Source organism: Trueperaceae bacterium, assembly GCA_019454765.1.
Taxonomy (GTDB): Bacteria; Deinococcota; Deinococci; order Deinococcales; family Trueperaceae; genus JAAYYF01.
The window spans coordinates 1,543-23,198 of sequence record JACFNR010000038.1; the positions used below are offsets into that span (position 1 = coordinate 1,543).

23 protein-coding genes are annotated in these 21,656 nt (G+C 72.4%); 15 read left to right on the forward strand and 8 right to left on the reverse strand.

The window, feature by feature from the left end; genetic code table 11:
- Window positions 1–151: 151 nt before the first annotated feature.
- On the reverse strand, window positions 152–1,198 hold the full coding sequence (locus H3C53_10190) for a Glu/Leu/Phe/Val dehydrogenase (GenBank protein MBW7917035.1): 1,047 nt from the start codon (window positions 1,196–1,198) through the stop codon (window positions 152–154).
- Window positions 1,199–1,393: 195 nt separating this feature from the next.
- Here H3C53_10190 and H3C53_10195 point away from each other — a divergent pair, with 195 nt between their 5' ends.
- The 5 genes from H3C53_10195 (at window position 1,394) to H3C53_10215 (ending at window position 6,152) form a co-directional block, all read left to right on the forward strand.
- Window positions 1,394–1,666, forward strand: a complete 273-nt coding sequence (locus tag H3C53_10195) for a nucleotidyltransferase domain-containing protein (protein ID MBW7917036.1) — start codon at window positions 1,394–1,396, stop codon at window positions 1,664–1,666.
- A 149-nt stretch (window positions 1,667–1,815) separates the two neighbouring features.
- Window positions 1,816–2,247, forward strand: coding sequence for a DUF86 domain-containing protein (locus H3C53_10200; protein ID MBW7917037.1), 432 nt, complete (start codon window positions 1,816–1,818; stop codon window positions 2,245–2,247).
- Window positions 2,248–2,363: 116 nt separating this feature from the next.
- Window positions 2,364–3,389: an ABC transporter substrate-binding protein gene (locus H3C53_10205; protein ID MBW7917038.1), complete on the forward strand. Its 1,026-nt coding sequence runs from the start codon at window positions 2,364–2,366 to the stop codon at window positions 3,387–3,389.
- Window positions 3,386–5,041: an iron ABC transporter permease gene (locus H3C53_10210; GenBank protein ID MBW7917039.1), complete on the forward strand. Its 1,656-nt coding sequence runs from the start codon at window positions 3,386–3,388 to the stop codon at window positions 5,039–5,041. The genes H3C53_10205 and H3C53_10210 overlap by 4 nt, the downstream gene beginning before the upstream one ends.
- The gene (locus H3C53_10215) at window positions 5,028–6,152 is read left to right on the forward strand and encodes an ABC transporter ATP-binding protein (protein MBW7917040.1); all 1,125 of its coding nucleotides are present in this window, start codon (window positions 5,028–5,030) and stop codon (window positions 6,150–6,152) included. Before H3C53_10210 ends, H3C53_10215 begins: the two co-directional genes overlap by 14 nt.
- Before the next feature lie 13 nt (window positions 6,153–6,165).
- Here the strand turns inward: H3C53_10215 and H3C53_10220 are convergent, their stop codons facing one another.
- The 4 genes from H3C53_10220 to H3C53_10235 form a co-directional block, all read right to left on the reverse strand.
- Window positions 6,166–7,788, reverse strand: coding sequence for an iron ABC transporter permease (locus tag H3C53_10220; protein MBW7917041.1), 1,623 nt, complete (start codon window positions 7,786–7,788; stop codon window positions 6,166–6,168).
- A gap of 5 nt (window positions 7,789–7,793) precedes the next feature.
- On the reverse strand, window positions 7,794–8,831 hold the full coding sequence (locus H3C53_10225; GenBank protein MBW7917042.1) for an extracellular solute-binding protein: 1,038 nt from the start codon (window positions 8,829–8,831) through the stop codon (window positions 7,794–7,796).
- A gap of 144 nt (window positions 8,832–8,975) precedes the next feature.
- Complete coding sequence (locus H3C53_10230) at window positions 8,976–10,151, reverse strand: ABC transporter ATP-binding protein (protein ID MBW7917043.1); 1,176 nt, start codon at window positions 10,149–10,151, stop codon at window positions 8,976–8,978.
- A 45-nt stretch (window positions 10,152–10,196) separates the two neighbouring features.
- Window positions 10,197–10,727, reverse strand: a complete 531-nt coding sequence (locus tag H3C53_10235) for a polyisoprenoid-binding protein (GenBank protein MBW7917044.1) — start codon at window positions 10,725–10,727, stop codon at window positions 10,197–10,199.
- A gap of 96 nt (window positions 10,728–10,823) precedes the next feature.
- Here H3C53_10235 and H3C53_10240 point away from each other — a divergent pair, with 96 nt between their 5' ends.
- Window positions 10,824–11,201, forward strand: a complete 378-nt coding sequence (locus H3C53_10240; GenBank protein ID MBW7917045.1) for a helix-turn-helix transcriptional regulator — start codon at window positions 10,824–10,826, stop codon at window positions 11,199–11,201.
- On the opposite strand, the gene H3C53_10245 is transcribed toward H3C53_10240, so the two are convergent.
- Window positions 11,167–12,192 (reverse strand): LLM class flavin-dependent oxidoreductase, encoded by a 1,026-nt coding sequence (locus H3C53_10245; GenBank protein MBW7917046.1) that lies wholly within the window; start codon window positions 12,190–12,192, stop codon window positions 11,167–11,169. The two genes, H3C53_10240 and H3C53_10245, sit on opposite strands and share 35 nt — an antisense overlap.
- Before the next feature lie 160 nt (window positions 12,193–12,352).
- Between H3C53_10245 and H3C53_10250 the strand changes: the two genes are divergently transcribed.
- From H3C53_10250 to H3C53_10285, 8 genes are all read left to right on the forward strand, one after another.
- Window positions 12,353–13,756, forward strand: coding sequence for a DUF1800 domain-containing protein (locus H3C53_10250; GenBank protein ID MBW7917047.1), 1,404 nt, complete (start codon window positions 12,353–12,355; stop codon window positions 13,754–13,756).
- Window positions 13,757–13,787: 31 nt separating this feature from the next.
- Window positions 13,788–15,104, forward strand: a complete 1,317-nt coding sequence (locus H3C53_10255) for a DUF1501 domain-containing protein (protein MBW7917048.1) — start codon at window positions 13,788–13,790, stop codon at window positions 15,102–15,104.
- Entirely contained in the window at window positions 15,104–15,883 is a 780-nt protein-coding gene (locus tag H3C53_10260) for a hypothetical protein (GenBank protein MBW7917049.1), read from the forward strand. The genes H3C53_10255 and H3C53_10260 overlap by 1 nt, the downstream gene beginning before the upstream one ends.
- Before the next feature lie 68 nt (window positions 15,884–15,951).
- Complete coding sequence (trxA, locus tag H3C53_10265; GenBank protein ID MBW7917050.1) at window positions 15,952–16,344, forward strand: thioredoxin; 393 nt, start codon at window positions 15,952–15,954, stop codon at window positions 16,342–16,344.
- Window positions 16,341–16,616 (forward strand): metal-sensitive transcriptional regulator, encoded by a 276-nt coding sequence (locus H3C53_10270; GenBank protein ID MBW7917051.1) that lies wholly within the window; start codon window positions 16,341–16,343, stop codon window positions 16,614–16,616. Before trxA ends, H3C53_10270 begins: the two co-directional genes overlap by 4 nt.
- 60 nt (window positions 16,617–16,676) lie before the next feature.
- Window positions 16,677–17,435 carry a cyclase family protein gene (locus tag H3C53_10275; protein ID MBW7917052.1) on the forward strand — a complete coding sequence of 253 codons (759 nt, stop codon included), beginning with the start codon at window positions 16,677–16,679 and terminating at the stop codon, window positions 17,433–17,435.
- A gap of 84 nt (window positions 17,436–17,519) precedes the next feature.
- Complete coding sequence (locus H3C53_10280) at window positions 17,520–18,362, forward strand: SDR family NAD(P)-dependent oxidoreductase (GenBank protein MBW7917053.1); 843 nt, start codon at window positions 17,520–17,522, stop codon at window positions 18,360–18,362.
- Window positions 18,363–18,474: 112 nt separating this feature from the next.
- Window positions 18,475–18,957 carry a PRC-barrel domain-containing protein gene (locus tag H3C53_10285; protein MBW7917054.1) on the forward strand — a complete coding sequence of 161 codons (483 nt, stop codon included), beginning with the start codon at window positions 18,475–18,477 and terminating at the stop codon, window positions 18,955–18,957.
- 21 nt (window positions 18,958–18,978) lie between these two features.
- On the opposite strand, the gene H3C53_10290 is transcribed toward H3C53_10285, so the two are convergent.
- Window positions 18,979–19,929, reverse strand: a complete 951-nt coding sequence (locus H3C53_10290; GenBank protein ID MBW7917055.1) for a M28 family peptidase — start codon at window positions 19,927–19,929, stop codon at window positions 18,979–18,981.
- Window positions 19,930–20,034: 105 nt separating this feature from the next.
- Window positions 20,035–20,490: a nucleoside deaminase gene (locus H3C53_10295; GenBank protein MBW7917056.1), complete on the reverse strand. Its 456-nt coding sequence runs from the start codon at window positions 20,488–20,490 to the stop codon at window positions 20,035–20,037.
- Window positions 20,491–20,655: 165 nt separating this feature from the next.
- On the opposite strand from H3C53_10295, the gene H3C53_10300 reads away from it, so the two are divergent.
- Window positions 20,656–21,639 carry a BMP family protein gene (locus tag H3C53_10300; protein MBW7917057.1) on the forward strand — a complete coding sequence of 328 codons (984 nt, stop codon included), beginning with the start codon at window positions 20,656–20,658 and terminating at the stop codon, window positions 21,637–21,639.
- The last annotated feature ends 17 nt before the right edge of the window (window positions 21,640–21,656 follow it).

Sequence of the window (21,656 nt, forward strand, 5' to 3'; positions counted from 1 at the left end):
TCGGCGCGGAGGAGTGACGGTCGGGCCGCCGCGTGGCGGCCCGGTCACGACCCCCGGCCACGACCCCCGGCCACGACCCCCGGCCACGAGTCGCGCGGCGCGGTCCGCAGCACCGGACCGCGCCGCGCGTTTCACCCGCCGGCCGGAGCCCTCAGGCGCCCTGCGCGGTCTTCAGCCGCTCCTCGGCCATGAGCACCGCGGCGGCGTCGGCCGAGATGCCGCGCTCGTCCGCGAGACGCAGCGCGGCCGCCACCTTCTCGCCAATACCGGCCACGCGGGCGTAGGCCCGCTCCCTGTCGTAACCGCCCGGCTCGAGCTCGGCCGCCACGTTGATGACGCCGCCACCGTTGATGATGAAGTCGGGCGCGTAGACGATGCCGCGCTCCCTGAGGGCGTCGGCGTGGCGCGGTTCGGCCAACTGGTTGTTGGCCGAGCCCGCGATGACGCGAGCCTTGAGGCGCGGCAGGGTGGCGTCGTTCACGACGGCGCCTAGGGCGCAGGGGGCGAACACGTCGCAATCCACGCCGTAGATCTCGTCGCTCCCGACGGCCGTCGCCCCGAAGTCCGCGACCGCCTTGTCGAGGCGCGCCTGGGCGATGTCGGTCACGACGAGCTTGGCGCCGGCCTCGTGCAGGCGCTCGCAGAGGCTCATGCCCACGGCGCCGAGGCCCTGCACGGCTACCCGCTTGCCCGTCAGGTCGTCGCTCCCGAAGGCGTGCCTCAGCGCGGCCCGCATGCCGCTGTAGACGCCGAAGGCCGTGGCCGGCGAGGGGTCGCCGCTCGTGGCGGGCAGGCCGGCCACGTGCTTCGTGACGCGGCTAACGGCCACCATGTCATCGGGTTCGGTGCCCACGTCTTCCGCGGTGATGTAGCGCCCACCCAGGCGCTCCACCGCGCGACCGAACGCCTCGAACAGCGCGGGCGTCTTCTGGGTGCGCGAGTCGGCGATGATGACGGCCTTGCCGCCGCCCAACGCCAGCCCCATGGCGGCGTTCTTGTAGGTCATGCCCTTGCTGAGCCGCAGCACGTCGTAGAGCGCCGCCTCCTCGCTCTCGTACGGCCAGACGCGACAACCGCCCAGCGCCGGACCAAGGCGCGTGCTGTGGATGGCGACGATGGCCCTGAGGCCGGTCGCCTCGTCGAAGAAGTAGGTCACCTGCTCGTGACCGGCGGCCCGCATCTCCTCGAGGGTGTTCATCTTGTGGCTACTCCCTTGGGGGTCGCCCTGGGGCGACCGTCGTTGGTGATGTCCCTAGGGTAAGCCGAGGGCGCGGGGCGGGGGTCGCTCAGGCGGGGGCCGCTCAGGCGAGCGTGTCCGGCCCGCCGTCGGCCCGTGCGTGCTGCGGTGGTGAGGCTGTCAGCCACGCAGGAGACCAGAAGGGTCTTGCAACCGGTGGACCGAGGAACCCTGATAACCAGGCTCGCGAGCGAACTCGCCGGCGAAAGCGACGTCGTGGCCGCTTACCTGTTCAGCTCCACCGCTCGTGGACAAGCGCAGGGTGTTGGTAGCGACGTGGACGTCGGCGTGCTGTTCACCGACACGCCTCCCACGGTGGAACGCCTGTTCCGCCGCGTCGAGATCGCGAGGCTACTCGAAGCCGCGTTGGAGGTAGCCGTCGACGTGGTCGACCTCCGCGCCGCGCCCCCCACCTCAACCATCAGGTAATGACCGACGGCGTCCTACTCAAGGGGGGACGTCGCCCGCTCGCATCGCGTTCGAGCAGGGAGTGAGGCGCGACTACTTCGACCTGCTCCCCTACCGCCGCCGTCACGACGAGCAGAGCGTGCGCAGGCTCAGGGAAGGAGGGGGCCGTCGTGGTGCAGGAAGCACTCGTCCGGGAACGCTTGAAGCTGCTCGCGAGCTACATAGACGACTTGCAGGGCGTGCGCGAGACTAGCGAGGCGGAGTACGCCGGCAACATCGTGCTGCAGCGCTTCGTGGAGCGCACCCTGCATCTCGCCATCGAGGCCTGCCACTACGTCGGCTTTCACGTGATCTCCAGCGAGGGCTACCGCGAACCTCGTTTCGCCCGGGAAGTCGTCGACGTGCTGGCCGACAACGGCTGGATAGGTCGGGACTCCAGGGAACGGCTTCAGGGGATGGCGGGGTTCAGGAACCTCCTCGTGCACGACTACGCGACGATAGAGCCCCGGTTGGTGCTCGAGGTGCTGAGGACCAGGCTCGAGGACCTGAGCGCGTTCGGTGCGGAGGTACCCCACAGGCTCGACGCCGCCGCCGCGCCCTGAGCCCGCCCCTGGCGCACCCGCCCCGTGCCCCCGTCGACCCCGCGCTGCCTCGCGGGGCCTAGACTGCTGTTGGGCTCACCGGCAGCGCGCGGGAGCCTCGTCAAGGAGATCGCCTGATGCGTCAGCCACTCAACCGTTCCCGTGCGGCCCGCTTCCGCGCAGGCCTCGTCGGCCTCGCGCTCCTCGGGTTGCTCCTGCCGGGTCGCGCCGCGGCGCAGGGCGAGGTGCGCGTCTACGCGGTCATCAACGACGACGACACCCGCCTCCTCGCCGACATGTTCACGGCCGAGACGGGCATCAAGGTCAGTTACCTGCGCGCCTCCACGGGTGAGCTCGTGAGCCGCGTCATCGCCGAGGCCGGCGCGCCGCAGGCCGACGTCCTGCTGGGCGGTCCCAGCGCTCAGCACATCGCCATCGCCGAGACGGGCGCCCTGGCCGTCTACCGACCCGCGGCCGCGGCCGCGCTGCCGGCGTACGCGGTGAGCCCCGAGGGGTACTGGACCGGCTTCTACCTCACGGCGCTCGGCATCGGCGTGAACGTCGACCGCTTCCACGAGCTCTTCCCGGGCCACGCGCTGCCGGCCACCTGGGACGACCTGCTCGACCCGGCGTTCAAGGGGGAGATCGTCATGACCGACCCCGTCTCCTCCTCCACCGCCTACCTGTTCGTGCAGGCGCAGCTCCAGCGGCTGGGTTGGGACGCCGGTTGGGCGTACCTCGAGAAGCTCGCCCCGCTCGTCGGGCAGTTCCCCGCCTCGGGCGGGGCGCCGCCGCAGCTCGTCGGCACCGGCGAGTACGCCATCGGCGTGGCGTACGTGCACGCGCTCGTGCGTTACCGCCACGAGGGGTTCCCCATCACCACCATCGTGCCGCCGGCCACCGCCGGCGAGGTGGGCGCCGTGTCGATCGTCGCCGGCGGACCCAACCCCGACAACGCGCGGCGCTTCGTTGACTTCGTGCTCTCCGCCAAGGCCGAGGAGGCGTTCGCGGCGCAGTCGTTCACCACGCCCCTCAACCCCGACGCCGCCGTTCCCGAGGGCGCCACGGCGTCGTTCCACTACGACTTCATCGACTACGACGCCGAGCTGGCGGGCGAGCAGCGCGACGAGGTGCTGCTGCGCTGGCAACAGGTGGTCGATTGACGGCCGGCCTGCGCTCGTTCGGCCGGCTGTGGCGTTACGACCGGGGGTTGCTGCTCGCCTACGGGCTGGCTTCGCTCTTCCTGCTGGCGTTCGTGGTGGCGCCGCTCGTGCGGGTGGCCCTCGAACCGACGCTGGCCGACTGGCGCCAGGTGCTCACGACGCCGCGCTGGCAGCGCGCGGCCCTCAACACGCTGATCACGCTCGTGCTCTCGACGGCGTCGTCGCTGGCGCTCGGCACGGCCTACGCCTACGCCGTCACCCGCGCCCGCGTGCCCGGCGCACGCCTCTTCGCCCTGGTGCCCTTGTTCCTGCTCATCACCCCGCCGTTCGTGGCGGGGCTGTCGTTCATCCTCCTGCTCGGCCGGCGCGGCCTCCTCACCTACCAGCTGCTCGGCCTCGAGACGAGCATCTACGGGCTCCACGGCCTGTGGTTGGCGCAGACGCTCTCGTTCTTCCCCGTCGCCTACCTTGTGCTGCGCGGAGCCTTCACGGCCGTTGACCCGACGCTCGAGCAGGCGGCGCGCGGCCTGGGCGCCGGTCGGCGCGCGGTGCTGCGAACGGTGACCCTGCCGCTCGTCACGCCGGCCCTGCTGGCGGCGGCGCTGTTCATCTCCATCGGCGTGCTGGGCGACTTCGGTAACCCCATGCTGGTCGGCGGCCGCTTCCAGGTGCTCGCCACGGCCGTCTACACGCAGCTCACCGGCTGGGCCAGCTTCGGCACCAGCGCCGCGCTCGGGCTCCTGCTCCTCGTGCCCGCCGTGGTGCTGTTCGGCGCGCAGCAGTGGGTCCAGGCCAGGACGCGCCAGCGTTACGCCACCGTGGGAGGTCGCAGCTCCTCGCTGCCGCCCGTGGCGGTGGCACCGGCGCTGCGCTGGGCGCTCTTCGCGCTCTGCCTGGCCGTGACGCTGTTCGTGGGCGCCAGCCAGGCCGTGGTGCTGCTCGGCGCCCTCACCAACCTCTGGGGCGTCGACTTCGGCCTGACCCTCGAGCACGTCCGCTACGTGCTAGGTCACGCGGCGGGCCTCGGCAACAGCCTGGCGTTCGCGGCGACCGCCGCCGTGGTCTGCACGGCGGTGTCGATGTTGGCCGCCTACCTGGTGCAGCGCGCCGGGGTGCCGTTCAGGCGCGGTCTCGACCTCGCGACCCTCCTGCCGGCGGCGGTACCCGGCACCCTCATGGGGGTCGCGTTCGTGCTCGCCTTCAACCAGCCGCCCGTCAAGCTGACGGGCACGGCCGTGATCATCGTCATCGGCATGGCCGTCTCCTACCTCCCCGTCGGTTACCGCATCTGCGCCGCTGCCATCGACCAGTTGCGCCCCAGCCTCGACGAGAGCGCCGCCAACCTCGGCGCTTCCAAGCTGCGCACCCTCCTCACGATCGTCGCGCCGCTCTCGCGCCAGGCGCTCCTCGCCACCTTCGTGTTCTGCTTCGTGCAGTCGGTGGGGACGCTAAGCACCGTCATCTTCCTCGTGTCGTTCGACACGCCCCTGGCGTCGGTGAGCATCCTCAACCTGGCCGACCAGGGTCGGTGGGGGCGCGCCGCCGCGCTGGCCGCCGCCCTCATACTGGTCACCATGGCGTCGCTCGCCCTCCTCTGGTCGCTCGCCGGTCGCTCGCTTAGGGCGCAGGAGTTCAGCCGTGCCGGGGGCTGACGCGCCGCCGCACCTCGAGCTGGCGGGGCTCGCCAAGTCGTTCGGGAAGACCGCCGCGGTCGTCGACTTCTCGCTCAGCGTCCCGCGCGGCAGCTTCACCACCCTCCTGGGCCCGAGCGGTTGCGGCAAGACGACGGTCCTGCGCATGGTGGGCGGCTTCGTGGAAGCGGACGCCGGCAGCGTGCGCCTTGGCGGCGTCGACCAGGTCGGGCGACCGCCCAACCTGCGCGGCGTGGGCATGGTGTTCCAGGACTACGCCCTCTTCCCCCACATGAGCGTGCGCGCCAACGTCGAGTACGGCCTGCGCATGCACCGCTTCGAACGGGGCGAGCGGGAGCGGCGCGTGGCGCGCGCCCTCGCGCTCCTCGACCTCGCCGGCCTGGCGGCCCGCTACCCGCACGAGCTGTCGGGCGGGCAGCAGCAGCGCGTCGCGCTCGGGCGGGCGTTGGTACTCGAGCCGGAGGTGCTGCTCATGGACGAGCCGCTCTCGAACTTGGACGCCAAGCTGCGGGTGCGGCTGCGCGCCGAGCTGAAGGCGTTGCAGCGCCAACTGGGCATCACCACCCTCTACGTCACCCACGACCAGGAGGAGGCGTTGTCGCTCTCCGACCGGGTGGTGGTGATGGATCACGGCCGCGTGCAGCAGGTCGGCGCGCCCGAGACCATCTACCGGCGACCCCTCAACCGCTTCGTGGCGGAGTTCGTTGGGCACGCCAACCTGCTTGACGTGCGCGTGACCGCCGCGCGCGCGGGCGCTCACATGGAGGCGACGGCGGCGGGTCGCGCCGTGAGCGTGCGGCTGCCCGACGAGCGGCGCCCTGCGCCTGGCGCCGCCGGGCTGGCCATGGTGAGGCCCGAGCACGTGCGCCTAGGGGGCGCGGGCGCCGCAGTCGGCGGCGACGCGCCGGGCGCCTGGTGGGCGCCGGCGGAGGTGGTGGCGCGCGGCTTCTTCGGCTCCTTCGAGCGCTACTGGCTGCGGGTGGAGGGCGCGCGGGAGCCGTGGTTGGTCGACCTGCCGCTGGGCGCGGGCGACGCCGCTCCCCCGGCCTGGGAGGCGGGCGACGCGGTGACGGTGACGCTGGCGCGGGGCGCTGCCTGCTGGGTGTGGTGAGGCGGAGGCGCGCCTAGCCGACGAGCCGCAAGGTGCGCCGCGCCAACAGGTAGGCCGGCACCACCCCCAGCAGGATGAGCGCCGTGCCGTAGGGCGCGGCGGCGGTGAAGTCGAGCACCTCGCCGTTCGTGGTGGCCCAGAGCGCGGTCGACAGAGTGCTCATGCCGGTGGGCACGAGGAGCAGCGTGGTGGTGAGCTCCTTGGCCGAGTCGAGCAGCACGAGCAGCGCGCCCGTTGCCACGCCCGGCATCGCCAGCGGCAGCGTGACGCGGGCGAGCGTCCGGAGGCGTCCGTAGCCGAGCGAGTGCGCCGCCTCGTCGAGGTGCCTGCCGGCGGCGCGCAGGCCGACGTGCTGCGAGGCGACGGCGAGCGGCAGGAAGAGGATGACGTAGGCCGCCACGAGCATCGCCGGCGTCTGGTAGAGGGGCCGGAACCACCGGACGCCTATGTAGACGAGCGCCAGGGCGAGGATTATGCCGGGCAGCGAGTGGGCCAGCCACACCGAGCGCTCCACCAGGCTCGCCAGGCGCCCGGGGTGGCGGGCGTGCAGCCAGCTGACCGGGAGCGCCGCCAGCGTGGCCACGAGCCCGGCCAGGAGCGCGAACGCCAGGGTGGCGAGCGCGGCCGGACCGAGCCGCGCCCAGTCGATGGCCGTCGCCGCGCCGGCAACCCGCCCCCCACCGAGCGCGTCGATGAGGCCGACGGCGGCGACGTAGAGCGGCACGCCGAGCGCCGGCGCGGCGACGGCGACGCACGCCACCGTCCAGGCGGCGCGGGCGCGGCCGAGCGGGATGCGCGCCGAGTCCCTCACGACCCCGCGCCCCACCCGCGGCGGCGTTGCCCTGCCGCGGGCGAGCCGCTCCAGGAGCAGTAGGAGCGCCGCCACCCCCACGAGCACCACGGCGAGGGCCCGGCCCGACTCGGGCGAGCCGAGGACCTGCACGCGCTGCATGACGGCCGTGGTCAGGGTCGGGTAGCTCAGCATCTCGAGGGCGCCGAACTCTGCCAGCACGTGCAGCAAGACGATGAGCATGCCGGCGGAGACGGCCACCCGCAGCTGCGGCAGGGTCACCGTCCACCAGGTGCGCCAGGCCGACAGCCCGAGGGAGCGGGCGACCTCCTCGTGCGCGGCGTCGAGCCCCTTGAGGGCGGCGACCGCCGGCAGGAACACGTAAGGGAACAGGCCAAGCGACAGCACGAGCGTGGCGCCGCCCAGCCCGAAGATGGCGGTGGACTTGGGCAGGTACCTGAAGCTGGCCGCTACCCAGGTGTAGGCGCTGACGTAACCGGGCACGGCGAGGGGCATGGTGAAGAGCACGACCCAGAGCCGCGGGAGCGGCAGGTCGGTGCGGGTGACGAGGACGGCGAGACCGACGCCGAGCACCAGCGTGACGGCCCCGACGGTCAGGAGCAGGACGGCCGTGCGGGCGAGGAGCTCGGGCGTCGCGGGGGTGCTCAGCGCCTTCGCCAGCAGCGGCAGGCTGAAACCCTCGCGCAGCACGAGGTAGGCGGCCGGCGCCAGCGACGCGGCGGCCACCGCCAGGGCGGCCATCACGACGAGCGGATGCGCCCTCCGGCCGGCTCCGGTCAGGCCGCGGCGGCCGGCGCGCGGGGCCGCCGCGGCTTCGTCGGCCACGGTCGTCAGTAGATGCCGGCCTCGAGGATCAGGTCCATGGCGGCCGACAGGTCGATGAAGACGTCCGGGTCGACCGTGGGGAACGTGAGCTCGGACACCTTGGGGAGGTCGGCGACGCTGTCGACGCCGGGCGCCACCGGGAACTGCGGCGCGGCGACGTAGTCGGCGACCACGCGTTGGCCGCCAGTTGGGGAGCCGAGCCAGGCGAGGAAGCGCTGGCCGGTGGCCTGGTCGTCGCTGGCCTTCAGCACGGCGGCGCCGGAGGGGAGGAGGAGGCCGCCCGCGTCGGGGTGGTCGAAGTAGTAGATCCTGCTCGTGAGCTCGTCGGGCCCGCCGCGGGTGTTGGCGAGGATCCACCAGTAGTAGTGGTTGCTCAGGCCGAAGGGGTGCTGGCCGGCCTCGACGGTGTCGCGGACCTTGCCGTTCTTGCCCTCGTTGACGCCGTTGGCCTTGATGCCCTTGAGCCACTCGAGGGTGGCGTCCGGCCCGATGTCGCTTATCAGGTAGCTGACGGTGGAGGCGAACGCACCCGACGGGGCGTAGGCGAACCTGCCCTTCCACTCGGGCCGCGCCAGGTCGAGGATGCTGTGGGGAAGCTCGGTCACGTCTATGAGGGTCGGGTTGTAGAAGATGACGCGGGAGCGGGCCGCGTAGGGCAGCCAGTTGCCGCTGCCGGGCACGAGGCGCTGGTCCACCTGGGCGAGGGTCGCCGCGTCGACCGGCGCCAGCAGGCCCCTGCCGTCCAGCATGGCGACGGGTCCCGGCTCCTCGCTGATGACCACGTCGGCGGGGGTGCCCGCGCCCTCCTCGATGAGCTGGTTGGCTATCTCGGCGTCCTTGCCGACGCGCAAGGTGACGGCGATGCCGGTCTCGGCGGTGAAGGCATCCGCGAGGCTCTGCGCCAGCGCCTCGTGTTGGCCGCTATAGATGGTGAGGGGGCCTTCGGCGAACGCGGGGCCGAGCGCGAGGCAGGTCAGCGCGACCGCGGCCGCGGCCCTGACGGCGCGGCGGACGGCCAGCGGCGGCTGGTTCAGGTTGAACATGGGGATCCCTTCCCGGGGGGCTGGGCGTTGCCGGCTCCGGCTCACCCGTTCGCGCACCGTCTTACCCTATCCCGAGTGAATCGGTCAAGATTGCGGCGGCGGTTCACGTTGCCGCCCGCCACGCCCGCCGCAGCGCCGGCTCGATCAGGAGGGCACGACGAACACGGGGTCGGCCACCCGCAGGCCGACGGTCTCGCCCTGGGCCGGGAGACTCGTCAGCTCGCTAGTGCGCACGCGCACGAGGGGACCGTCGCCGCGGGCGCCAAGCCGAAGGGTCGTCATGGCGTTGTGACCGAAGTACTCGGTGGCCACGACCACCGCCGGCACGCCGCTACCGCCCATGCGGAGGCTCTCGGGGCGGATCACCACGTGGCACGCCCCGCCCGCCACGAAGGCGGCGGGCGGGCCCGCGGGCTCGAAGGTCCCGTCCGGGGCGCCGGCCGCGGCCGCCCCGAGCGCGTCCGCCGCGCCCGCCCGCGGCGCCGCCGAATGCTGCCCCATCAGCCGCCCCAAGACGCAATCCACGCACGCCTCGTGCTGACTGCAGAAGACGACGGTGCCCTCGAGCACGACGGCGTCGCCAACGAAGCGCGCCGTGGCCGCGTCGACGGGGCTCCGGTAGACCTCCTGCGGCGCTCCCACCTGCACGACCTCGCCGTCGCGCATGACCACGACCTCGTCGGCCAGCGACAACGCCTCCTCCTGGTCGTGCGTGACGAGCACGGCCGTCACGCCCAGGCCGCGCAGCAGGCCCCTGACCTCAATGCCGAGCTCGGCGCGCAGGGCGGCGTCGATGGCGGAGAACGGCTCGTCGAGCAGGATGACGCCGGGGTTGGGGGCGAGCGCGCGGGCGAGCGCCACCCGCTGCTGCTGGCCGCCCGAGAGCTGATCGACGCGGCGGCGCTGGAAGCCCTCGAGGCCCACGAGGCGCAAGAGCTCCTCGACGCGCTCGGCGCGCGCCCGGCCGGCGCTTCGCGACAGCCGCTGGCGCGTGGTCCGGGCGAGCCCGAAGGCGACGTTGTCGGCCACGTCGAGGTGGGGGAACAGGGCACCGTCTTGCGGCACGATGCCGATGCCGCGGAGCTCCGGGCGCACGAACACGCCCGGCCCGACCAGTTCGCGGCCGGAGAGCGTCACCCGGCCGCGCTCCGGTCGCTCGAACCCGGCCATGACCCTGAGGACGGTCGACTTGCCGCTACCCGAGGGGCCCAGCACCGAGGTGAGGAGGCCGGGCTTGACGGCGAGGCTCACGCCCCGCAGGGCGGTGACCTTCGAGCGACCTACCGGGAAGGTCTTGTCGACGCCCTCCAGCCGCAGCATGCCGCCAGCCTACCTCCTCATGGGGCTCCTCCCCCGAGCGGGACGCTACGCGGCGACCTCGGCCTTCTCGACGAGCTGAACCGAGATGTTGAACTTGATGTCCTCGCCCACCAGGAGGCTGCCCGCCTCGAGCACCTGGTTCCACGTCAGGCCGAAGTGCGTGCGGTTGACCTTACCGGCGACCTCGGCGGCGGCGCGCGGGTTGCCCCACGGGTCGGTGACGAAGCCGGTGAAGTCGGCGTCGAAGCTGATGGGCTTGGTGACGCCGCGGATGGTCAGCATGCCGTCGACCTGGTGACCGTCGCCCTTGGGGGTGATGGCGGCCGACTCGAACACGATGTGGGGGTGGTTGGCGACGTCGAAGAAGTCGGCGCTGCGCAGGTGGTCGTCGCGGCCCTGCGCGCCGGTCGTGACGCTGGCCGCGTCGATCGTGGCCTTGATGTAGGTGGGGACGCCGTTGGCGTCGGCGGTGGCCTCGACGTCGAAGTCGGCGAAGCTGCCCCGCACGGTGGCGAGGCCCATGTGGCGGACGGCGAACTCGATGTTGCTGTGGCTCTTGTCAAGCTTGAGGCTCATGTGATGGCTCCTTCTCGAAGGCAGACCATAGCATCGAGTGCTCCATAATGTCAAGCGCGTTAACAGATGGAGCACCCAGTATGCTAGGATGCCGTCGTGTCCGAGTCGTGCCAGGCTGGGTGCCCAGTCCACAGCTCGATCGAGCTCCTGCAGGAGAAGTGGGTGCTGCACATCGTGCGCGCCCTCCTCGCGGGCCCGCACGGCTTCAACGAGCTCGGCCGCGCCGTGGGCGGCGCCAACACCACCACCCTGGCGAGCCGCCTGGAGCACCTCGAGCGCCTCGGCATCGTCGACAAGACCATCGAGTCGACCATGCCGCCCCGGACACGCTACGAGCTCACGCAGATAGGGCGCGAGCTAGACGACGTCGTCGCCGCCATCGACGCCTGGGCCCGCAAGCACATGCGCCAGTGCAACGAGATCGAGGCCGGCGCGACCATCAGCGCCACCCCAGCGCCGGCGCCACGTGGGTGAGGATCGCCTCGATGGCGTGGGCGCAGTAATCGACCCCCAACTGGTTCGGCACGGTGAGTAGCAGCGTGTCGGCCGCCCTGATCGCCTCGTCGCGCGCCAGCTCCTCGACGAGCACGTCGGGCTCGGCGGCGTAGCTGCGGCCGAAGATCGCCCGCGACGGCCCGTCGATGTAGCCGAGCTGATCCGAGTCCTGCTGGCCCCGCCCGAAGTAGGCGCGGTCGCGGTCGTCGACCAGCGCGAAGATGCTGCGGCTCACCGACACCCGCGGCTCGCGGGCGTGCCCCGCCTCGGCCCACGCCCGCCGGTACACGGCGATCTGCTCCGCCTGCTGTTCGTGGAAAGGCTTGCCCGACTCGTCGAACTTCAGGGTCGAGCTCTGCAGGTTCATCCCCAGCCTCGCCGCCCACGCCGCCGTGCCGTTGGTGGCCGACCCCCACCAGATGCGCTCCCGCAGCCCCTCCGAGTGCGGCTCGAGCCGCAGTAGCCCCGGCGGGTTGGGGAACATGGGGTGCGGGTTCGGCCGCGCGAACCCCTCGCCCCCCAGCAGTTCCAGGAGCGTCTCGGCGCGGCGCCGCGCCATCGCCGCCTCGTCCTCGCCGGCCGCGGGTTCGTACCCGAAGTAGCGCCACCCGTCGACCACCTGCTCCGGCGAGCCGCGGCTGATGCCGAGCTGCAACCGGCCCCCGGCTATCAGGTCGGCGGCGCCGGCGTCCTCGACCATGTAGTAGGGGTTCTCGTAGCGCATGTCGATCACGGCCGTGCCGATCTCGATGCGCGACGTGCGGGCGCCGATGGCCGCCAGCAGGGGGAACGGCGACCCCAACTGCCGCGCGAAGTGGTGCACGCGGAAGTACGCGCCGTCCCCGCCGAGCTGCTCCGTGGCCACGGCCAGGTCGATGGCCTGCAGGAGCGAGTCGGACGCCGTGCGCGTCTGCGAGTAGGGCGAGGGCGTCCAATGCCCGAACGACAGGAAGCCGATCCTCTTCGTCATAGGCCCGAGTCTGGCACGAGCCCCGCCGCCGTTCCGAGCGCCGGGGCACACTCGCCGGCCTGAGGGGCGCCAAGCCGGTCCGCCACCCCGGCTCGGCACGGGGCGAAGGCCTGTAGCGTTCTTCTCACGCGCCTCGGCGACGGCGGTGCGATGCTCGTGCATGCACCTCGCACCGAACGGCTCGATGAGTAGCGAGCTGCACCTCGTGAACCGCCTCACCTGGGGCGCGCGGCCGGGCGACATGGCGCGCGTGCGCGAGCTGGGCGCGGCCGGCTACCTGGAGTGGCAACTCGATCACGAGGCGATCCCCGACCCGCTCGTCGAGCGCTTCCTGGAGGAGCACCCGGTCCTGCTCGAGGACGCGGCCGGCGTGCAGCGCGCCCTCGACGTCGATTACGGCGCGGTGGTCGTCCAGGTCCTGTGGGGCCGCGTGTACCGGGCGGTCTACAGCGAACGGCAGCTGTTCGAGAAGCTGGTCGAGTTCTGGAGCGACCACTTCAACGTGCCGCTGCCGGACCTGGTCGGCCCCAAGGTCGTCGACGACCGCGAGGTGATCAGGCGCCACGCGCTGGGCAGCTTCCGCGACCTGTTGCTGGCGTCGGCGCGCAGCCCCGCCATGCTGCTCTACCTCGACAACTTCAACAGCCGGCGCGACCACCCGAACCAGAACTACGCGCGCGAGCTGCTCGAGCTTCACACCGTCGGCGTCGACGGCGGCTACACCCAGCGCGACGTGGAGGAGGTGGCGCGCTGCTTCACCGGCTGGACCCTGCGGGAGGGCTGGCGCGGCGACATGGTGTTCGACCGCGCCGAGCACGACGAGGGCGAGAAGGTGGTCATGGGTCACCGCATCGCGGCCGGTCGAGGCATCGAGGACGGGCTGGAGGTGCTCGACATCCTGGCCGGCCACCCCGCCACCGCCGAGTTCGTGAGCCGGAAGCTCTGCCGCCGCTTCGTGGCCGACGAGCCGCCGGATAGCGTCGTGGCGGCGGTGGCGGCCACCTTCAGGGCCACCGGTGGCGACGTCCGCGCCGTCCTGCGGACCCTGTTCGGGTCGCCCGAGTTCAGGGCGGCGCGCGGCACGAAGTTCCGCCGCCCGCTGGAGGCGATCGTGGCCATGCTGCGGGCGTTGACGCCGGGCGTGAGCGTGAACGAGCCGTGGCTGGTGGGCGACGCCCTCGAGCGGATGGGCCAGCTCCCCTTCAACTGGTTCCCGCCCAACGGCTACCCCGACCGGGCCGACCAGTGGTTCAACGCCGGCGGGCTGCTGCAGCGCTGGAACGCCGCCCTCGTCCTGGGCCACGCGGCCGCGGGGTGGACGGACGGCGGCATCACCCTCGACCTGGACGCCGTCTTGCCCGCGACCGCCACGGTGGGCGAGGCCGTGGACGCCACCTGGCGACGCCTCGTGGGCGACCCGATCGACCCGGCCACGCGGCGCACGCTCCTCGCCGGGGTGGGCGCGCCCGACCCGGCCGCCGCCGCCGACCGGGAGTTCCGCCGCGAACGCCTGCCCGCGCTCGTCGGCCTCGTCCTCGCGTCCCCCGCCTTCCAGCTCACGTGACCCCGTGCCCGGACCACGCCGTGGAGGACAGATGTCGCGCCAGAAACGCCCCTTGACTCACGACGACCATCTCGGCGGCTGCCGCGAGTACCGGCGCCTCGACCGGGCCGGCATCGGCCGGCGCACGTTCCTGAAGGGGGTGGTGAGCGCGGGCGGCCTGCTGCTGACGCGCCCCCTCTTCCCCTCGCTGCCGTTCGTGGCGTTCGCGGAGACGCCCCGCAACGTCGACACCCTCGTGGTGGTGTTCCTGCGGGGCGGGATGGACGGCCTTGGCGCAGTGCTCCCCGTGGGGGAGGGAGCGGCGTTCTACGACCGGCGCAGGGAGACCGCCGTGCCGGAACGCGAGGTCCTCGACCTCGACGGCTTCTTCGCCTTCCACCCCGCCCTGGCGCCGCTGCTCCCCGCCTACCAGGCCGGGCACCTGGCGGTGGTGCACGCCGCCGGCTCGCCCGACCCGTCGCGCTCGCACTTCGACGCGCAGGAGTACATGGAGCGCGGCACCCCCGGCGTGCGCGTCACCGAGACCGGCTGGCTGACCCGTCACCTGCAGACGCTGCCGTGGCAGAACGACTCCCCCTTCCGCGCGGTGGCCATGGGCAGCATGCTCCCGAGCGCGCTTCAAGGGCCCGAACCGACGCTGGCCCTCGATTCGCTCGACGGCTTCGACCTGCAGGTCCCCGAGCAGCTCCGCGGCGCCGTGAGCCGAAGCCTCGCGGGACTCTACCGGTCCGCCGACGCGAGCACCGCCTTCGGCCGCGAGGCGGACACTCTCTTCGCCACCATGCGCGACCTGCGCGCCCTCGCCGCCGACGGGGGCCGGGGCGAGGCGCGCGGCGACTACCCGGACACGCCGTTCGGCGCCTCACTGCGGCAGGTGGCGCAGTTGATCCGCGCCGACGTCGGGCTCGAGGTGGCATGCGTCGACCTGGGCGGCTGGGACACGCACGAGGAGCAGGGTGGCGCCGAGGGCCAGTTCGCCGAGCTGCTGGCGGAGCTGGCAGGCGGGCTCGCCGCCTTCCACGCCGACCTCGCCGACCGCTCGGACCGGCTCACCGTCGTGGCCATGAGCGAGTTCGGGCGCATGCTCACGGAGAACGCCAGCGGCGGCACCGACCACGGGCGCGGCGGCGCCATGTGGGTGATGGGCGGCGGGGTCAGGGGCGGCGTGCACGCCGCCTGGCCCACCTTGGCGCCTCACGCGCTCGACGACGGCGACCTGGCCATCACCACCGACTTCCGCGACGTGCTCGCGGAGATCCTGGTGCAGCGCATGCACGGCACGGCCGTCGACCGGGTGTTCCCCGGCTACCGCCCCACCTACAGGGGGATCCTGCGGCCGGGCGCCTGATGCCACGACGCGGCGCGGCCTGGCTGACGGCGCTCCTGGTGTTCGCCGCTGCGGCGGCGCCATGGGCGGCCGCGCAGCGGATGACCGCGGCCGAGCAGCGCGCCGTGGACGTGGCGGCCAGGCACCCCGCCTTCGCGGCGGGCCTGGCGCGCAACCCCGGTTGGGTGGCGACGGCGTACGGCGCGGGCGGGCGCTACGACGTCTACCGGGTCGACTTCGGTTCCGCGAGCGGCGCCGAGCTCGGCTGGGCGCAGGTCGGGCTTGACTCCGGCCGCGTCTACGCATGGGAGACGTACTTCGAGGTCGAAGGCGACTACTACGCCGAGGTCGAGGCGGTGCTCCTCGAAAGGCTGCGCGGCGACCCCGAGCTGACGGCGCTCATCGGCGACGTCGACGACAACGACTGGACCTGGGTGGGTTACGAGTCGTGGCGCGACACCTGGGCCGTCCACCTGGAGCGCGGCCTCGACTCGGTGGTCGTCTACCTGCGGCCCGAGACGCCGTTCGTGGGCTCGCTCGAGCGGCTGCGGGTGGTCCAGGTCTACTTCCCCGCCGTGGTGCCGGTGGCCGAGTGGCTTGGCGTGAGGGAGGCCGAGGCGGTGGCGGTGGCGTTCGCGGACGCCCGGGTGGCCGGAGCGGTGCGCGGCCTGGAGGGGTGGACGGCGAGCGCCGAGCCCCTGACGGAGCGGGTCTGGCGCGTGCGCTTCATGTGGGAGGGGGACGTGATGGTCGAGGCGGACGTCGACCTCGTGGGGGGCGTCGTCGAAGCCGTGGAGTGACGGCCCGCGCGCGGGCAGGTCGGCCGGACCACACTCCCCCGGATACCCCTGGGCGTATACTCCATGCCATGTTCGCGAAAGAGATCACCGCCGAGAACTTCAACGCCACCATCACCGACAACGACATCGTCTTCCTCGACTTCTGGGCCTCCTGGTGCGGCCCCTGCCGCATGTTCGCCCCGGTGTTCGAGAAGGCCGCCGAGACACACAAGGACGTGGTGTTCGGCAAGATCGACACGGAGGCGCAGCAGGAGCTGGCCGGCGCCTTCCAGATCCGCTCCATCCCGACCCTCATGGCGTTCCGCGAGAAGGTGCTCGTGTTCGCCCAGCCCGGCGCGTTGAACGGCGCGCAGCTCGACCAGGTCATCGCCGCCGTGCGCGACCTGGACATGGCCGAGGTCCACGCCGAGGTGGCCGCGCAGGCGCAGAAGGCGGAGGCCGCCGACCAGGCCGCCCTGTGACCACCCCCGACGAGGAGGGCCGGCGCCGCGTCCTCAACCGGTTGCGGCGCGCCCACGGCCAGTTGGCGGCGGTCATCGCGGCCGTGGAGGCGGGCAAGCCGTGCCGTGACGTCGTCACGCAGCTGGCGGCCACCTCCAAGGCGCTCGACCGCGCCGGCGTGGCGCTCCTCAGCGGCGCCATGCGCGACTGCGTGACCGACCCCGCCGGCGCCGAGGCCACGAGCGGCCTGACCGTGGCCGAGGTCGAGAAGCTCTTCATGATGCTGGCCTGAGGTCCGGCCCCGTCACCCCCCTTCTCGCCTAGAATCGACGGGATGGGAGGCACGCACTTGATGAGGACCGTCTCGCTACTCGTCGCGTTGTCGCTGGGAGGCATCGCCGTGGCCCAGTCGACCATCACCTACTCGAAGGTCGTCGACCTCAGCCACGTCATCAGCGTCGACATCCCCCTCTGGCCGGGCGACCCGCCGGTCGAGCTCGAACCGGTCGCGAACTTCGCCGACGACGGCTACTTCCTGCGGCGCTTCTCGATCGGCGAGCACAGCGCCACTCACATGAACGCGCCCAACAGCTTCCATGACGGCGCGGAAGGCATCGACTCCTACTCCCCTGCCTCCCTCGTCGTGCCGGCCGTGGTCATCGACGCCCGCGCCGCGGCAGCGGCCGACCCCGACTACCAGCTGAGCGTCGCCGACGTGACCGCGTGGGAGGCGGCGCACGGGCGCGTGCCGCAAGGCGCCGTCGTCATCATGTGGACGGGCTGGCAGGACAAGTGGAGCGACCCGGCCGCCTTCTTCAACGAGGACGCGGGGGGCAACATGCACTTCCCCGGCTTCGGCGGCGAGGCGACGCTCTTCCTCCTGACCGAACGGGGCGTGGCCGGCGTGGGCATCGACACGCACGGAGTCGACCCCGGCCTCGACGAGGCGTATGCGACCAACACCGAGGTGCTCGCCCGCCACGGCATCGTGCTCGAGAACCTCGCCAACCTGGACCAGCTCCCGCCCACCGGCGCCACCCTCGTGATCGGGGTGTTGCGCCTGAAGGACGGCTCGGGCTCACCCGTCGCGGTGACCGCCTTCGTGCCCTGAACCCACCGTGCGCCGACCAGGACGGCACCCCCACCACCCTCGCCCCACCAGGGCCCGCCGGCAACCGCGCGGTTGGGTGACCGCGTGAGGGTCAGGGGGAAGGTCGTCGTTGTGACCGGCGCCGGCAGCGGCATGGGCCGCGAGCTGACGCTGCAGCTACTCGCCCGCGGCGCTGCGGTGGCGGCCGTGGACCGAGACCCGGCAGGGCTCGGCGAGACGCTCGCGCTGGCCGGCACCCCGCCGGGGCTCGCGGGCTTCGAGCTCGACGTGACCGACACACCGGCCCTAGCGGGCTTCGCGAGGCGCGTGGTCGAGCGGTTCGGCGCCGTCGACTGCCTCGTCAACAACGCCGGCATCATCCAACCGATGAGGCCCTTCGTCGACCTTGAGCCGGCGGTCATCGACAAGGTGATGGCCGTCAACTTCTTCGGCGCGGTCCACCTCACCAAGGCCTTCCTGCCTCACCTCCTCGCCCGCCCCGAGGCGCACCTGGTGAACGTCTCGAGCATGGGCTGCTTCCTGCCGGTGCCCGGTCAAGCCATCTACGGCGCCTCGAAGGCGGCCATCAGGCGCTTCAGCGAGGCGCTGCGAGCAGAGCTCGACGGTAGCGGCGTGAGCGTCACGGTGGTCATCCCGGGCAACGTCGACACCAACATCCTGGCCGGCTCCGGCCTCGGCTCGTACCAGGAGCAACGCGAACGGCTGCGGGCCCGCGGCGGCGGTTGGCTGCCACCCGTGCTGCCCGCCTCGCGCGCGGCACGCATCATCCTCGACGGCATGGAACGCGGCGCCCCCCAGGTACTGGTGGGGCGCGACGCTCGCCTCCTGGACGCCGTCTTCAGGTTGGCGCCGGTGCGCGCCGCCCGGCTGCTGACGGGCCGGCTGCGGGCGCTTCTGCCGGGCCCCGCGGTGGGCCCGGCCCGCTGACGTCACCCCGTCGGCGCGAGCCGCGACGTACGGTTGCGCCCGCCGCATGAGGACAGCGGGCTTACCGTTGAGGCGTGACCGAGCGCGGTCTCGGTCCGGAACGGAGCGCCTCATGACCGGTCACGCACCCGAAGGTTTGGACGCGCTGCAGAGCGCCAACGAGACCGGGCTCGCGCCGAACGAACCCCGCAACGACGTGCGCGGCAAGCAGGTGTTCGACGGCGCCCATCATCACATCGGCACCGTGGACGACCTACTCCTGGACGGACCCGAGCGCAGGGTGCGGTTCCTGCACGTCGAGCGCGCCGGCTTCCTCGGCATGGGCGCCAGGCAGTACCTCGTACCCATCGACGAGGTGAAGCGCACCGACGCCGAGGGACTACACCTGACGGCCGACTACCGCAAGATCGACTCCTCCCCGTCGTACGACCCCGAGCGAGCCCGAGCGGATCATCACGGCTTCTGGTCCGGCGTCTACGACTACTGGGGGTACGAGCCGTACTGGTCACTCGGGTACGTCTACCCGCTCGAGCCCTTCTACGACGCCCCGCCCGCCCCGGCCACCGAGGACACTGGCGGCTGGCGCGGCGACTGAGGCTCGCCGCGCCGAGGGCCGTCAGACGCCGGTGCCCCGCATGAGCGCCTTCACGAGCCGGCCCAGGTCGGCGTCCGTGCGTAGCTCGATCCCGAGCGCCGCCGCCGCCGGCCCCAGGGCCGCGCGGACCGAGGCCAGGTCGGCGTCCGTCGTGTCGTGGTCTTCCCACGGGCCGGCCAGCTCGGTGGCCGCGACGCCCCTCACCAGCGTCTCGACCACGTCGGTCACGTGGGCCAGCTTGCGGTAGTCGAGCCTGCCGGGCGTGTCGGTGGGGGCGTGGTAGTGCTCCCAGCGCCCACACGTGAGGAAGAGGTACGGCACGCGCTCGAGGCGGAAGACGTGGTGGTCCGACATGTCGCCCACGTGGCGGTTGGGCACGGTCACCAGCGAGAGTGGTGACCCGGCGGCGCCCCGCACCACACCCCCCAGTGCCGGGTCGCTCTCCATGCCCGTCACGACCAGCAGGTCGGCGGCGCCGGGTATGGGCGTGGCGTGCCCCACCAGGTCCATGACGACAGCCGCGTGCACCGGTCCGTGCCTCTGCCGGCGGTAGAAGGCGGTCGAACCCATGTAGGGACCCTGGAAATACGGGGGCTCCTCGGCGTCGAAGAGCGCGACGACCACGTCGCGCTCGGCCGGCCGGGTCACGAGGCGTTCTGCCACCACGAGCGCGGCAGCCACCGCCGCCGCGTTGTCGTCCGCGCCCGGTGTTCCCGGCACGGTGTCGTGGTGCGCGCCAACTACCACCGGCGCCAGGCCGCGGTCGCGGCCCGGCACGACGGCCACCAGGTTGGACAAGCCCAGGGCCGGGGCGTACGGCAGCGAGTAGTCGGCGGCGTAAGGCTCGAGCCCGAGGCCAGCCAGCCGCCCCGTCAAGTACCTCTTCGCGGCGGCGTGACCCGCAGAGCCGACCTGGCGGTCGCCTGCGCCCGCGAGCGCCGCGACGTCGGCGCGAAGCGTGACATCGCTCATCCCTCGATCATGCCTGGTGGGGGTGCCGCGTCCGTGCCGACGGCGCCACACGTCGGGCGGGCCGCCGGGTAGGCCTCGCTCGCGGACGGCGACGACCAGCCAGGGTCACTCCTCGCCGATGTCCTCGTTCCAGAGCTCGGGCTTGGCGGCGATGAACTCCGTCATCAGTTGCACGCACGCGGGGTCGTCGAGGTCGATGACGTTCACGCCCTGCTCCTTGAGCCACTCGGCGCCCCCCTTGAAGGTGCGCGACTCTCCGACCACCACGGTGCCGATTCCGAACTGCTTGATGAGGCCGCTGCAGTACCAGCACGGCTCGAGCGTGGTGACCATGATCGTGTCCTTGTAGCTCCGTTGCCGGCCGGCGTTGCGGAACGCGTCCGTCTCGCCGTGGCTGCTCGGGTCGCCGTCTTGCACGCGACGGTTGTGGCCGCGCCCCAACAGCGTGCCGTCGGAGCGGAAGAGGGCGGCGCCGATGGGGATGCCCCCCTCCGCCAGCCCCTGCCGGGCCTCCTCGAGCGCGACGCTCAGCATCGCCTGGTGGTCTAACGGCTTGGCCATGGCTGCCTCCCTCGTTCCGCGCCCGCTGGCGACGGCGTCCCCGCCCCGCGCGGCTCGCGCCTGACTCAAGGCTACCCCCCTCGCCCCCTCGCGGGGCGAACCCCCTGCTATACTCCCCGAAAACCAGTTGGGTGCCGGCCACCGGTCGGCAGGAAGGGCGTGAACATGAAGAGGCTCGCGGTCGGGATCCTACTGGCTATTGCGACGTTGTTCGCCTACGCGAACGCCCAGGCGCCCATCAAGGTCTACGCGGTGTACGCCACCCCCATCGAGGAGCCGTGGGACGGGGTCATCCACGCCGCCCTCCTCGACGCCCAGCAGGCCGGGCTCATCACCTACGAGTTCGTCGACGACCTCGGCTACGCCGGCGACCTGGAGCGTGTCCTCGCCGAGGTGGCCGAGGAGAACGCGCCCGCCGTCATCTTCGGCGACGCCTTCGGCAACGAGGAGGCCGTGCGGCGCGTGGCGCGCGACTACCCCGACATCGCCTTCGCGTTCGGCTCGGGCCTCGGGCCGGTCGAGCCTAACTTCGCCGTGTTCGACAACTGGATCCACGAGCCCGCCTACCTGTCCGGCCTCATCGCCGGCACCGTGAGCGAGAGCGGCGTGGTTGGCGTGGTCGGCGGCTACCCCGTCCCCGAGGTCAACCGCATCGTCAACGCCTTCATCGTCGGCGTGAGGGAAGCCAACCCCGACGCCAAGGTGCTCGTCAGCTTCATCAACTCCTGGTTCGACCCGCCCGCCGCCAAGGAAGCGGCGCTCGCGCAACTCGACGCCGGGGCCGACGTCCTCTTCGCGGAACGGTTCGGGGTCATCGAGGCCGCTCAAGAGCGGGGCGCCTACGCCTTCGGCAACATGAGCGACCAGAACTCCCTCGCGCCCGACACGGTCATCACGGGGCCGGTGTGGCACCTCGAACCGCTCGTGCGTTACGTCATCGACCAGGTAAGCAAGGGCTCCTTCACCGCCCAGGACCTCAAGGACTTCACGATGATGGGCAAGGGCGGCGCCAGCCTGGCACCGTTCCACGGGTTCGAGGCCAAGCTGCCGGCGGACCTCGTCGAGCTCGTGAAGACCAAGGAGGCCGAGATCGTCGGCGGGCTGTTCCGCGTGCCCATCAACGAGGAAACGCCCACCACCACGCGGTGACGCGGCCGGCCGGTCGC